The organism is Butyrivibrio sp. TB (genome assembly GCF_900110805.1).
Classification (GTDB): Bacteria; Bacillota; Clostridia; order Lachnospirales; family Lachnospiraceae; genus Butyrivibrio; species Butyrivibrio fibrisolvens_C.
This window is the reverse complement of the sequence record NZ_FOER01000021.1, coordinates 1-13,870: the sequence shown is the minus strand read 5'-3', so window position 1 is coordinate 13,870 and position 13,870 is coordinate 1. Positions and strand designations below refer to the sequence as shown.

Here is a 13,870-nt window from a genome sequence, read left to right as displayed (position 1 = left end):
CCCCTTTCATTATCCGATGATTCCCATTCTCCTTACTATGCTTCTATATGCTTTTCTAGACATATATGCAAAATACAAAGCTTTAGCTCTGATATTCTGACCGAATCCAAGAACTGAACCAGGCTTTTGATCTAGCCTTCTATAAACTGGAGAGGCCTTCTTGTACTCTTCAAGTTCCTTCCTGCACTCATCTGCTGAAAAGACTTTTCCCCTCTTATCCATGTAATGAAAACAACTATATATATTCTGTTCTGATGCCCAGTATCCATCCGACACATTATGCCTTGCCCAATACTTTGGAGCAATGGCATATACAAGCTCGTCACTTGTAAACGCCGGGAATACTGCAAAAGATGAATTTGACAGCAAAAGATATTTTGCGTTTTTGATAGTTACATAATCCTTGGCAAGATCATTGGTAACAGCCTTAACTTCCGGAAGAATCTTGTGAGCCGCATCCATATCATCAGTAACTGCCAGAAATTCCATATCCGGACGAACCTTTTTCATATTTTTAATGCCATGAAGCCAATACTTCCTATCAAGCCACAGTTCAGGTGAATTTGAGTAGTCTCCGCATCTTAAATGAATGATACAAAGATTATCTTTGGTATATTCATGTGAATCATACTCTGGCTTAACCTTGAGCCAGTCCTTTAACCTATCCTTATACTTTTCAAAATACTCTTCACCCTGAAGATTGCCATACAAAAGAGTATTGTCCTCAATATCAAAGAAAGCCTTATCTACTCCGCTTACATAGACTCCGTGTTCCATGTCATGTGATGAGTTACCAAGATAAAGCCTGTGATCTTCATCTTCAAATATAGTAAATTTAGATTTATCCGCCTCCGGTATCTCTATGCCAAGGTCTATATCCATGAAATACATACCTGTATCGGAATGCATGTTATTGGCAAGCCCCTTTGGATTTATTATCCCAAACTCACAGCCCTTGTTCTCAGCAGCGGCTCTGGCACATACATACCAAAAGAGCTGATTACCAAGTCCGGAACCATATGAAAACTCCGTTCCAATCACTGTATTATATCTGTCCTTTCGAATTTATTATTCTGAAAAATACTCATTTTAAAGAATAATATTCAATCTTTATCTGTTTCCAGCTTTTTCTCTTTAGCAATATATATAGGTCTGTTCTTAACCTCCATATATATCCTCGCCAGATACTCTCCTATTATTCCAAGAATAAGAATTATTACTCCTCCCAAAAATAAGAGAAGAAGTATAATAGTAGTTGTATCCTTCCAAGGACGAGCCCCGGAAATCGACATAGCATATAGTCTGACACCATACACAAATGAAATCAAAATAACAAAAAAACCAAAATAGATTACTGCCCGCAGAGGTGCTACAGCAAAAGCAATAATACCTGTCTTGGCATAATTCCAAAGACCTTTATAACTCCATTTGCTTTCGCCATCTATACGTTCGACATTCTCATATTCAATCCACTTGGAGTTAAATCCGATCCAGGAATAGATACCTTTGATAAAACGCTCATGCTCTCTCATGGAAACAATCGCATCAGCAACCTGCTTCTTCATAAGCCTGTAATCTGTCATACCCGGTGCGAGCTTCATACCGGTAGCCCAGTTGATCACCCGATAAAAAGAATTTGACATTAAATTTCTAATTCTGGATTCTTTTTCTCTATTAACTCTTCTTGCAGTAGCACAGTCATAGCCTTCTACTTCTATAGCATGAAGCATGTCTATAAGAAGGTGCGGTGGATGCTGTAGATCTGCATCCATTAATGCCACATAATCCCCATCAGCATTCTCAAGTCCCGCGTAAATAGCTGACTCCTTACCAAAGTTACGTGCAAAGGATATATATCTGACATTACTGTTTTCAGCATTTGAAAGCTTAACAATACGTTCTAAAGTATCATCTTTACTTCCGTCATCAATATACAAAACACTAAAGCTGTAAGCTTTAAGCTCATTACTAAACAGCTCTTTCAAGGCATCATATATCAGTTCTACACATTTGGATTCGTTATAACAAGGAATTACTATATCGATTTTTTTCATACTACTTTCCCAAAGTAAGAATAGTCAGTTATTGCAGCATTGCCTTTTGATAACATACTCCGCCACCTACAAATACGCATAACTGACTATATTATAGCATAATTCAAAAGAACAGACGATTTAAATAATATCAGACGTTGTATCCACATTATCAAGACTAGCTAATATACCACCATGTGTTTTGCTATATTCTTTATATCCACCAGCCAATGAAACAACCGCAATGAAAATGCATACTGCCAATGTTATTTTCTTTGACCGCTTACTGCCAAAGAACAACTGAGGAATAAGACCAATTATAATAGCAAACGATAATAGCCAGGAGGGATAATAATATCTATATTCAAATGCCTGCGTGTTCAATAGGTATGCACCATAATAAAATAATGAAACCAAAAAGGCCGCTTCGTATAGATTTATTGGTGCTTTCCTACCTTGATGTTTAAAACGCCATATCAAAATAAGCACAAGACTAAGCATATACATGATCCATGGTCTTCTAATGATGCTGTTAAACTCCATAAAGGCAAGGAAAAAATCTACATAAAACGCTCTTTGATGTGAATCATTTAATCCAAATTCATTGTCAGGATCCCAAGTCTGATAGTAATATTCAGCCATATTTACCGGCTTGCCAATTCCTAATGAATGAGAAACAAATTCCCACTTCATCTTCAGGAACAGTTTAGGCTCATAAAGAGCCATCTTCACATACCTTTTGACAAGCCTTGTAGAATGATCTGCCTCTGATATAGCCATTGAAGTGATTGGCGAATTAAACATACCATTGATAGACGATCCCTGCTCATCATAACTGTTATTTTGTACTGCGACTGCCGTGGCACCGTCTCCAAAAAGATCATCCAAGTAATCTATATACTCATACTGCTTATCAGGTTCCATAGATTGAATTACAGATACTATCTCCCAGGCAAATCCTGCAGAATACGAAGGCAAAACCCTAATATTCAAAATAGAAGGCAAAAATGTAGAAGCAAAAAAGCCAAGAAGTACAGACATACTTAATAACAGCCTTGCCAAAAGCTTCTTTTCTCTTAAAAGAACTATAATGATCACCGCCGGAATTATAGAAAAAGCATTCGCTCTATATCCAAAGCACACGAACGAAAATCCAATAATAAAGATAATGGTGATGACTTTATCGAACCTGCTTTGAAGCACTCTCCATTTCCAGATAAGCAAGAGAATTGCCAAAATAGCAATTGTACAGCCCACACTTGCCTCATAATACACTCCAAAAGCCCACATAACAGGAGACAAAAAAAGACATATCTTATTCCATACCGGATGCTGCTTTTCATTTATCTGATCAATAAAAACAATAGTTAAAAACCAGTGGAAAAAGCATTGGGCAAATGTATAAAGAATGATCGATCCAACTATCTCTTTAGAAAGCAAAATAAAAAAAGAAGGGGTGATAGTAAGCCATGAACTTGATGGATATAAAGCAGATTCTCCGGTCAAAAAAGCCTTAATAGAAGTTTTCAAACTATCCGTAAATGAAATTCGAACATAGGAATCAATATATATTATTCCAGGGTAAGACAGTATAGTAATAAAGACAGAAATCAACAACGATATTATGATACTATTACGATTATTACCAAGCCACTTTATATATGCAGATTGTTTTATTCCAGACATAATTCCGGCAAGTTTTTTCTTTGTTATTTTCATATTTATACAGTATTCTCTCCATAAATGCTCATATTATTATATATACCAAGCTCACAATACATGTTTCAATAAAACAAATAGTTTTAGAACAACCAGATAGGTATACTTGATACATCCCAATCTTATATTACTTATGCCTTTATACTCCCTGGCATAATAACACAATGATTTCAGAAATTGCCTGCTGACTTTTTCAAAATGCTGTGGCGTCTCACTCTTATAATCATGATTATGTATTACAGTAATTTCAGGGCAATATACCATTTTCAGGCTAGACCGTCTTATGCGTTCTTCGATTATGTATTCCTCAAAATACAGAAAGGTATTAGGATCAAAGCCGCCCACCTGTCTAAACAAAATGCTGTCAAAGAACCAAAAGCATCCAGAAAAAGTGTAATGATCCTCAATCTTTTTCTGCAAAGCCTTGATCATATTACCATAAAGACAGTTCATTATACTCTTTTTATACATGGGATTTAAATGTTTGTCACCCTCGAGTATATCAGGTCCAACCACTACAACATCCTTGGTAAACTTATCTCCTGCAATATCAAGATTAAGATTACCATCAAATAAAATATCATTATTTGAAAAAATAAGAATAGAATCTCCAAAAAGTGAATATGAAAGCTCTGCTCCAAGATTATTACCCTTTGCATATCCCAAATTTTCATAGGTAGCATAATAATATACAGATATACCCTCTAACTCAAAAGAGTATATCTCTCCCTTATCCGCTTCCTTAACCGGAGATAATTCGTAATACTGTTTCAAATATTCAAATCCTGAAGCATCTTCGGAATTATCAACAATAATATATTCTATATTTCCTTTTGAGATCAAAGCGCTCTTACAATACTTTATATAGCCGACTGTAGCTGCGATCGTATTGTAATCCACTATGATCATCGAATAATTGTGCTTAGTCTGACACTCCATCACGGATTGTATGCCCCCCTGGCATTTCTAAACAGTATCTTCATCAGCTCGCTATTCCCCTTAAAAAAGCTTATCTTGGTCGGAGTCTTGCCCTTCTTAGGGTAAGCTCTTGTAACCGGAACTTCACATGCCTTCATTCCTATCTGAGTGGCTCTTACTGATAAGTAAGCCAGAAGCTCATAGGTCACAAATATATCTCTAAGAGGCTGAACCCTCTCATCAGTCAGATAACGCCTTGAATATGCCCTATAAGCATTAGTTGTATCTGTAAACCTTTGATGCGCTGTCAATGATATCACAGGTGCATGGATAAGTCTTACCGCTATATTCCTAACCATGGGAGTATTGATAGCACGTCCGCCTTTTATAAATCTTGATCCCTGAACGAAATCATAACCCTTTTCAAGCTTATCTATAAACTTTGGAATATCCTCAATACTATCTTTATTATTACCATCAATAGTAAGTATACCTTTATAGCCTCGTTCAAGCGCCCACCAAATACCCATTCGAAGCTGGGCACCCTGCTTGCCTGTATCTTTCTTTACAAGAAGCGCATTTACATCAAGGCTTCTGAGCTTCTTCTCTTCAGTACATCCATCCGTTGATCCGCCATCACAGATGATAATATCAACATGATCAGAAATGTTATGCTTCTTAGCTCTAAAAAGTTCCTTATGGATCCTGTCGCCTTCATTGATGATAGGGATCAGAACCGCATAATCTTTGGTTTTTGAATTATATTCAGTGCACTCAAATTTAGGCACACCACTTTTTCTTTCGTAAATCATATACTACTCCCAAACACATCCATAACATAATCCATCATCGCTTCTAGTGTTTCTAATGACTCCTGTCTTGAAGCCTCGATAGAAACATATCTGTCATATCCACATTCTCTAAGTTTATCAAATAACTTCTTATGAAGTTCCCGCTTCTCTATAACTTTAAGACCAGGTTCACTTATATGCACATGATTAATAAGGCTCTCTTTACCATCCAAAGCAGATACATCTTCTCCATTTTCAATCATGGTGCCCAGATCAAGGTTAAGTTTAAATCCCTTAGAATCGACCTTCTCTATAAGATCTAATGCAGCAGACGTATCATTTATATAGTTCGTGTTATAAATAGGCGGATTAGCTTCCATAGCTACAACAGTTCCCTGTTCTGCAGCATAATCACCTATCTCTTTGAAAAAGTCTATTGCTACCTGATCATCTGCTCCCTCTGGGAGGTTTCTATTACGAGGGCATCCAAAGACAAGATTTCCACATCCTATCTCTTTGGCAAAATCTATTGCCTTCTTAGTATATTCTTTTAGAGCCTCTCTCTCTTCTTCTGATCCAAACAGCTTCTCCTGCCTGCCATACCAGATTGACTGCATGGAAGAAACTTTAAAACCCTGAGTCTCAAAAAGCCTTTCTGCCCACTTACCAGCCTCTATAGCATGATCATATGGATTATCTGGAAATATTCTTGTTGGAGCAATTTCAAGTCCTGAAAAGCCCTTGTTTTTCATCATTTTATAAACAGCTTCATCGTTCTCAGCTGTCCATGCAATATTAGATATAGAAAACTTCATACTTTATATTCCTTCAGAATAAACAAAATTCTTTATATCCTGTAATACTTCATCTTTAGTACAGATATAGCCACTATTCCCACCAAATAGTGAATCATGAATGGTCTTATAATCATATTCTGCAGGCTTTCCTGAAAGCTCATTTACAAACTCTTCCCCTGTCAGATACTTATAAACTTCCGCTACAGATACAGGCTCTGTTGCAGGATGCCATAATCTTATGCCATTATCCAAAGCCACCTGAATATCGTCCCATAATCTTCCCAAATTATAAAACTGATATTTGCTTCTACTGTCAGTAAAGTTAAGTGCAGAAAATCCCAAAGCCCTAAACTTGTCCTTAAGCAGCTCCTTCTCATCATCTGAAACACTAACTTTATAAAAACCGTTATCCTGCAAACTGTAATACTTATTAAGATCAGGATCGCGTAAAGCAAGTTCTTCGAACTTGTCCTCCTTCAACATAAAAGGAATAACATTTATAAAGTCATAGATGAAGTTCTTTTTTATATTCTTGCCAAAAAGTCCTGGCAATCTTATGATCAGAGCATCAGGGAAGTTTCTTCTAACCCACAACTCTAATTCATATCTGTTGTATCCGTAAGCATGAAGATCTCTAGTCTCAATCTCTGAATTCTCTGTAACATCAACAGGATTTTTAAACACATCTATTGTAGAGATAAGTACTAATCTCTTAGGCATAATTCTTGATATGTTATACTCTGCCTGTTGTATCAGTTCCATATCTTTTTGAGGAGCATTGTTAGCAAGGTATTTCTCCGCACGCAGTCCTGCATAGATCAGAGCATCAGGTGATGTACCAAAAGCTTGTTCTATGTTTTTTGAATTATAAACTGCATCTATAGCCCCATCAGATCTATCGTAGATATTGCTTCCAACAAAGCCGGTATATCCAACCAATGCTGTCATGTTCTATACCTCTTATTTCGTAAGTTTCTCAATACTTTCAAAATTATAGTGCTTTCTTTTAAATACAAGATCCACTATAAGCTGCAGATACTTAATAATTATCGTCAGAATTCCAAATAGTCCCAAAAATGCAACTGCAAGGAACAGTATTGTTGTAGTCCATCCTTCTACAGGATGACCTGTCGCAAAAATAACTATAGCATACAAAACCATAAATACTGATATGAGCATCATAAGCGCTGTCATCCCCTTGGCAAAACTATATCCAAGATCTGTAAAAAGAATAAGTGCATCAGCTGCAAGTCCTGAACGATACTTCTTTTCTCTCTTATCAGATGTTTCTACAGCAAAGATCTTAGGAGAATACTTTATATTATCAGTTTTTAGGCCGCAGTTTGCATACACAGCTTTCCTATAAGGAATCGTTTTGTTCATAGAGCTTATTCGATTAATGACTCTTCTGCTAAGTACTCTAAAACTCTCAGTCGTCATCTGGTATGAAGTGTCTGAGAATCTGTCAAACACCTTATAGAACAGTCTCGATGAAAACCTGGTCTTTCTATCAGGAGATGCACTTACAATATCAAAGCCCTGAAGAGAGCGCCTGTAAACCTTCATCACATCATCCTGATCAAAATCCAGTATTGTGTTATCAAATTCAAATACAAAATCACCTATAGATAGATCCATTCCCGCATCCATTGCAAGCTCAAGTCCATGAAAATGGCTCATATTTATAACTGATATACTTGTTCCTGATACCATATCACTACACTTTTTAATGATATCTACACTTCTATCATCAGAACAGTCATTTACACATATAATCTCAGAATGTTCAAAGTTATCTTCCATAAGATGGATGATTTCTTTTATGAATTCTTCAATCCTATATTCTGCATTGTGAACATAGATTATTGCAGATGCAAAATTCTTTTCTTTATTATCCATTAGTTAACACCTCATCCAAGTCATAGACTGTATTAATCTTACCAGACAGAACTCCAACAAAAGTAGGATTGTGAGAATATGTCCTGATCACCGTAGGCCTTGAATCATCGATCTCTGAGCTCATGAGAATAGGCTTCATTGAAAACAATGAGCCTCTATACTCAAACTCATAACTATCAAGCATATACTTTCTTGCAAGATTGGCCATATACGGGAAAGCTGTTGAAGGCTTTGCCGGACAATCGTTACAGTTACCCAGTCTATGAACAGAGCAGTGTCCTTTACTATGCTCCTGACAGCTAAAAGTTGGTACAGGATCATAGCTTGTCGTATGAGGAGTGAAAGTAACAGATGTGAGTGAATGAAAACCAGTCTTACCAAACGGCATTATTGAAAAGAAAGGCCCATCCATTACAGTAAATCCAACATTCTTTAGCTTATCATTCACATCACAAAGTATAATCTCACAAAGCTCATACTTAATCCCAAACTTTTCAAAACCTGCCATCTCTAATATCTGATTGGTTCCTGCATAAGTGGAATTAAGAACAAATCCGGATTTATACCTTGTACCATCTTCATCGCAGATAATATATGAATCAGACTCCCTGATTATCTCCGATATTCTTACTCCATATCTAATGGTCACTTGTCCCGAGTATTTTAAAAGTTCATCCAGCAGATAATCTTTAAGTATCATAGCGTCATAGGTATACTCTCTGGTCCTAAAGACGCCATCGCACATACCTTCTTTAAAATAATTACTTGCATGCAATTCTTCGCAGGGAATATTTGCAGCCTTGCAAAAATCCTTAAACTGCTGCCCATCGGACCAGGAATACTGACTTGATGTAGCATATATCTGATCAAACTCTTTATTTACACAAAAAGCATAATCCCTATTAAATCTCTCAAAATATCCTGCGGATTTCATGGCAGTAGAAATAGACCTTGGATAATGATATCCCTGGTGTACTCTAGCCTGATTAATATATGTAGCACGTTTAAATGGCGCATTATCACATTCAAGGACTATAACATTCTGGCCCTTTTTGCAGCAAAAGAGTGCCGAATATAGTCCGTATAATCCAGCGCCGATTATTATCTTGTCATATGTTTCCACAATAGTTTCTTACTCCATTTAGATCATTCTATGATTAATTCATTCACAACTACTCATCGACAGGTATTACGGCACTTGGATACGCACATTCAGTCGCATCACTATCAACCCACACACGAATCCACATGTCATCATACTCTATATTAATAACCTTATACTCTCTGTTGTTAATATAAAGCTTCTGAGCATTACTCAGCTTTGTATAATTATAATTTGTATTGTTGAAGAGAATTTCTGTATTATCGTCATTTCTGATCCCATTCGTCCAGTTTTCGTCAGTGTAATCAGCTGTACATACCTCTGTTATCTCTTCTGAATTAACGATACCATCTTCAACACTAATCTGATAGTACTTATTACTCGATAACGCTTCAACAACAGCCCTCGTATAGCATGCTGTATCTATATAATCAGATGATGTAGCCTCTAATGTTACAATATAATCACTTCCATTATTTCTGGCAATTTCGTCTATCTCATCTTCTGAATATAAAAATGTACAATACATATTTCTATGATATAAAGTCTGAAGATACCCCCATGCTCTCCATCCACTCTTTACTACAACATTCTTCCCTGATCCCAGATATTGTTCATTCAGGTAATCTCTCATTACAATCGTATCTGAATATTGATCTAAAGTTACGATTTTCCCAGAATCATATGTATTAAAGCCAACCACAGTACAAGCACAAATTAAAGGAATTCCTACCACACATGCTTTTAGACGATACGATCTCCATAAAGCATATAAACATACACTTATAAGAAAGATCAGAATCATGCTTGCCTTCAGCCTATCAAAAGTATATAAAACAGCATGCTCTTTCAAAATTATATTTTCCAAAAGCGGAAATAAAAAGATGAAGACCATTACCCGATTGTTTTTATTTTTAAAAATCTGTATCAGCTCATTTCTTGATGCTTTAAAAACCATAGTAATAAAAAAGCAAATTAGTCCTCCAAGCATAATCGGCCAAAAAGACTCTTTATATCCTGATATCAATTCCGCCAAAGTAGCCTCATACCTATCTCCCGCTCTCGAAAACAGCATAGCCACAAGTTCCTTTATAGATGCTATGCTTGAAAACCTAAACAGATAATATCCACAAGCCAGTATAGTCACTAACCCAAGAAGTAAATCAACCTTTAAAGAAAAAAAGGATATTGAAACGTTAATTCTGTCTTTTTCTTTTAGAATTCGCTTTTCTAAAAGCAATAGACCTATTGCCATTCCAACATTACTAATATATCCAGTCCACTCTAAATATGGATATAAGAATGAAACTATAAAAAACATACACCATAGACTTCTGCTTCTTTTCCTGTCCACAAAAAGAATAATAAATAATATTATCTGCAGCAGTAAAAGCACCTGTGAAAGGCTATGATGCCAATACACTATTCCCTGGGTATATAACACTTCGGGTATCACTAAGTACAATAATGCTGAAAACCAAAATGCTATCTCATCTTTTAATAATAACTTCATTACATATCCAGACAGTAGCGCAGAGATCAGCATCAGTAAACAGTTGAATACGTACAAACTTCCAATTGACAGGTTCAGATGAAACAATTTGCAAAAGAAATATGGCAAATAAAATCCTAATGGCGAAAATGAAATATAAAAACTATTTCCATTTTCATCTTGTATCAAAGAAGGTCCGTTAGCTATATATTTATTGCATTCATCTCCAAAAGTCTGAATAGGAAGCCACTTATGTATAGAAGCAGGTGTTTCATCATATGCCTGCATTGTTAATAAAACATGATATGTTGCATCAGATAAGTGAAACCCTTCAGCTTCATATGGTTTTCTAACATACACCGAAACAGTAAATAGCATCAAAAAAGCGAATACTGCTAGAATTCTGCTAAGCTTCCACCCCCCCGAATTTTCTCAGACGCTGTATTTATCAAGCTTTCAGCGTTTTCTGCATTTTTCATTTACCATATCCTCCAACATACTTTAAAATAATAATCTCGCTTACTGTAGTATTCCTACAAATCATTTTCAATAACCACTTCAGCTAATTATCTAACAAAAACATTACATCTTCTGGATAACTGTCCATCTAGCGTATAATTATATCCATTATATGAATACCCTTCACTATACATATCACCCATATCAGAGAAAGTAATATCAACTATGCAATCCAACGCAATAGTTTCATCCAGATATTTGGATGATGAGTTATTCACATCTATAAAATAGACTCTATCTGAGTATTCTTCAAGAAGACGTACTATAGGATAAACATATGTTCCAGTGTCCATTCTTAAGCCTATGATAGGGTATATATCACCGTTGTCTTCTAAATACTCTTTGAGTACTACGTAAACTGACTCATATTCCGACATATTATGGGCTTCATAATATGATTTCGCTCTCTCATCATCTGTACCAGCAAATATATGTCCCATATGATAATTGATCATACCTATAAGCTGAGAACATATTAGAAGCCCTGCTGCGCCATAAAACACCCCTTCAAGAAGTTCTGATCTATGTTCACCAAGCTTTTGAATCTGAAAACTGATTGCCACAGACAGAAGACCAAATGCTGCAATCATATATCTGCATACATATACTTCAGATTTGACAAATGCACAGGTCAATATAAAAGCGGCAAATGCGGCTGTACTATATCCCAACCTCACTGGACATGTACTTCCTGTCTTTCTAAATCTACAGATCAGATACCAAATACACTTTCCGATAACAACCAGCGATATAACTATGAACAACATTGTTATTACAGAATTTGTGGCTGTATCATATTCATAATTCTCGATTTTATAAATAAGGCTATCATGATAATTACCGCCTTCACTAATAATCAATGAGTCAACATCTATATGCAATAAGTATCCCAGATAATACACCAAATGTTGCCATATCTGGTTAAAAGAAGGCCACAATACTCCCGGAAGAAAATATCCAATACTTTTGAAAAAATTAACAAGCTGATATCGCAAGTCAAATGTCAACACCAACTGCCCAGGTCCTTGCCATGGATCAGATATACTTCCATATGTGACTATATTCCTAATAGCTTCCGGCAATATAATTATTACCATTATTACCAGAACAAGAACTATCCACTTTATGATTAGTCCAATGCTATCTCCGCGTTTAAAGCATATGTAGAGTAACCAAAAGAAAAATACTGCAACACAAAAAAGACCACTTGGTTTGGTCAAAATACCAAGCGCAAGTGAAACTGCTATCATGCACAGCCTGAGAAATCCTCGCTTATTCAATTGCAATTTGTAGTCACAATATACTAACTCCAATAGGACTCTGGTAAACACAAAAATCCACAACGCTGCAAATTCATCCGTCTGTGTTGATAAGCTTTCTGCAAATACCGTTGGTGAAAACGCAAATAATACAGATGCGAATATTCTGCCTTTGAAAGTGCAACCTATACGCCTGGCTATACTATAGACAAAAAAGATATTAAATATATATGCGACAGTTTGTGTCAAATTAAAAATCGCATCATTATTCTTCCCATAAAGAAGATACAAATGAAAATCAACAAATTCTTTGAATGCCGGCGTCCCAAGCATTCTTGTATCTGAAGTTGAAAAATGACCGACACTTTCATTCTGAGTCCAAAACCATATCCTGCTTAAATGATAAGACAGGGAATCCCAATTATATGGAACTATCCTTACTGCAAGAAGACACATACATAGCCCATAAATTGCAAACATAGAAAAACTGATAAACTCTATTACAGATATATTTTTAAAAAAATCATGGGCTATAAGTGATAATCGTATTCTAGTAATGAGTAAGCGTCTCAATACTAATGCCAGAAGAACGCAATCATATATTATCCATGTAGCAATACATGTAAATCTGTTCATCTGGCAAAAAACTGATAATACTTCTGTTACTGTATAAATCGATAATCCAACCCCTGTTATGGCATAAGCAATTCTTACACTACGCCCTTCGTAACTAACGCTAACCAAGGCATACATAATGCTTAACACAATTCCTGCCACAATAATCATTCTCTGGTCTCCATTACTCTACCTCTTCGCATGGCCTATACAAAAAGGTTCTTGCTATATGAATAATCTCAGGATGTGCATAAGCATCCTGAATCTCGCCTGCCGAAATAACAGGTGCATTATTAAATAGTCTTCTGTTAAAGAAATTAATGTGAACTTTGCATAAAAGTTACACTAAACGCATCCAATCACCATTCATCATACTCCTCGCCGGTGTTGATTTACACTTAAAATTGACCCGGATTTAATACTTAAAGCTGACCCACCTAGTGATGAGCCATATGAGGTATAAATCCATTTCGATTATACACTGTACCTTGAAAATTTAATACTTAGAATTGACCCACCTCTTAGATGTTATATAGAATTCTTTCCGTATGTGATCACATATGGAAGGAGGAAAAGAGGTGAAAGATTTGAAAGACTGGGTAGCTGTACATCAAGTTTATAAGCAGACCAAGTCCAAAAGAGCTACAGCTTCTCTTCTCGGGATATCAAGGAACACCGTCAAGCGTCTCTTGGAAAAGACTGAGCCTCCGGTATATAGCCGGAAAA

11 protein-coding genes are annotated in these 13,870 nt (G+C 36.0%); all 11 read right to left on the bottom strand.

Features of this window, described 5'->3' with window-relative positions:
* Window positions 1-9 precede the first annotated feature (9 nt).
* Window positions 10-1,041: an alpha-1,2-fucosyltransferase gene (locus tag BMX21_RS13660; RefSeq protein ID WP_092045297.1), complete on the bottom strand. Its 1,032-nt coding sequence runs from the start codon at window positions 1,039-1,041 to the stop codon at window positions 10-12.
* A gap of 62 nt (window positions 1,042-1,103) precedes the next feature.
* Window positions 1,104-2,054, bottom strand: coding sequence for a glycosyltransferase family 2 protein (locus tag BMX21_RS13655; RefSeq protein WP_092045295.1), 951 nt, complete (start codon window positions 2,052-2,054; stop codon window positions 1,104-1,106).
* A gap of 120 nt (window positions 2,055-2,174) precedes the next feature.
* On the bottom strand, window positions 2,175-3,752 hold the full coding sequence (locus tag BMX21_RS13650) for a hypothetical protein (protein WP_092045293.1): 1,578 nt from the start codon (window positions 3,750-3,752) through the stop codon (window positions 2,175-2,177).
* Window positions 3,753-3,803: 51 nt separating this feature from the next.
* The gene (locus BMX21_RS13645) at window positions 3,804-4,691 is read right to left on the bottom strand and encodes a glycosyltransferase family protein (protein WP_092045291.1); all 888 of its coding nucleotides are present in this window, start codon (window positions 4,689-4,691) and stop codon (window positions 3,804-3,806) included.
* The gene (locus tag BMX21_RS13640) at window positions 4,691-5,482 is read right to left on the bottom strand and encodes a glycosyltransferase family 2 protein (RefSeq protein ID WP_092045289.1); all 792 of its coding nucleotides are present in this window, start codon (window positions 5,480-5,482) and stop codon (window positions 4,691-4,693) included. The genes BMX21_RS13645 and BMX21_RS13640 overlap by 1 nt, the downstream gene beginning before the upstream one ends.
* Window positions 5,479-6,276 (bottom strand): sugar phosphate isomerase/epimerase family protein, encoded by a 798-nt coding sequence (locus tag BMX21_RS13635; RefSeq protein ID WP_092045287.1) that lies wholly within the window; start codon window positions 6,274-6,276, stop codon window positions 5,479-5,481. The genes BMX21_RS13640 and BMX21_RS13635 overlap by 4 nt, the downstream gene beginning before the upstream one ends.
* A gap of 3 nt (window positions 6,277-6,279) precedes the next feature.
* Entirely contained in the window at window positions 6,280-7,206 is a 927-nt protein-coding gene (locus BMX21_RS13630; protein WP_092045285.1) for a sugar nucleotide-binding protein, read from the bottom strand.
* Between the two features lie 12 nt (window positions 7,207-7,218).
* Window positions 7,219-8,157: a glycosyltransferase gene (locus BMX21_RS13625; protein ID WP_092045283.1), complete on the bottom strand. Its 939-nt coding sequence runs from the start codon at window positions 8,155-8,157 to the stop codon at window positions 7,219-7,221.
* Window positions 8,150-9,280, bottom strand: a complete 1,131-nt coding sequence (locus tag BMX21_RS13620) for an FAD-dependent oxidoreductase (RefSeq protein ID WP_092045281.1) — start codon at window positions 9,278-9,280, stop codon at window positions 8,150-8,152. Before BMX21_RS13620 ends, BMX21_RS13625 begins: the two co-directional genes overlap by 8 nt.
* A 49-nt stretch (window positions 9,281-9,329) precedes the next feature.
* Window positions 9,330-11,132, bottom strand: coding sequence for a hypothetical protein (locus tag BMX21_RS13615; protein ID WP_143057265.1), 1,803 nt, complete (start codon window positions 11,130-11,132; stop codon window positions 9,330-9,332).
* A gap of 185 nt (window positions 11,133-11,317) precedes the next feature.
* Window positions 11,318-12,130: a hypothetical protein gene (locus tag BMX21_RS19095; protein WP_143057264.1), complete on the bottom strand. Its 813-nt coding sequence runs from the start codon at window positions 12,128-12,130 to the stop codon at window positions 11,318-11,320.
* Window positions 12,131-13,870: the final 1,740 nt, after the last annotated feature.

Coding starts and splice junctions, on each gene's coding strand:
- BMX21_RS13655 (WP_092045295.1), bottom strand. CDS start 2,054: ATGAAAAAAATCGATATAGTAATTCCTTGTTATAACGAATCCAAATGT.
- BMX21_RS13650 (WP_092045293.1), bottom strand. CDS start 3,752: ATGAAAATAACAAAGAAAAAACTTGCCGGAATTATGTCTGGAATAAAA.
- BMX21_RS13645 (WP_092045291.1), bottom strand. CDS start 4,691: ATGGAGTGTCAGACTAAGCACAATTATTCGATGATCATAGTGGATTAC.
- BMX21_RS13640 (WP_092045289.1), bottom strand. CDS start 5,482: ATGATTTACGAAAGAAAAAGTGGTGTGCCTAAATTTGAGTGCACTGAA.
- BMX21_RS13635 (WP_092045287.1), bottom strand. CDS start 6,276: ATGAAGTTTTCTATATCTAATATTGCATGGACAGCTGAGAACGATGAA.
- BMX21_RS13630 (WP_092045285.1), bottom strand. CDS start 7,206: ATGACAGCATTGGTTGGATATACCGGCTTTGTTGGAAGCAATATCTAC.
- BMX21_RS13625 (WP_092045283.1), bottom strand. CDS start 8,157: ATGGATAATAAAGAAAAGAATTTTGCATCTGCAATAATCTATGTTCAC.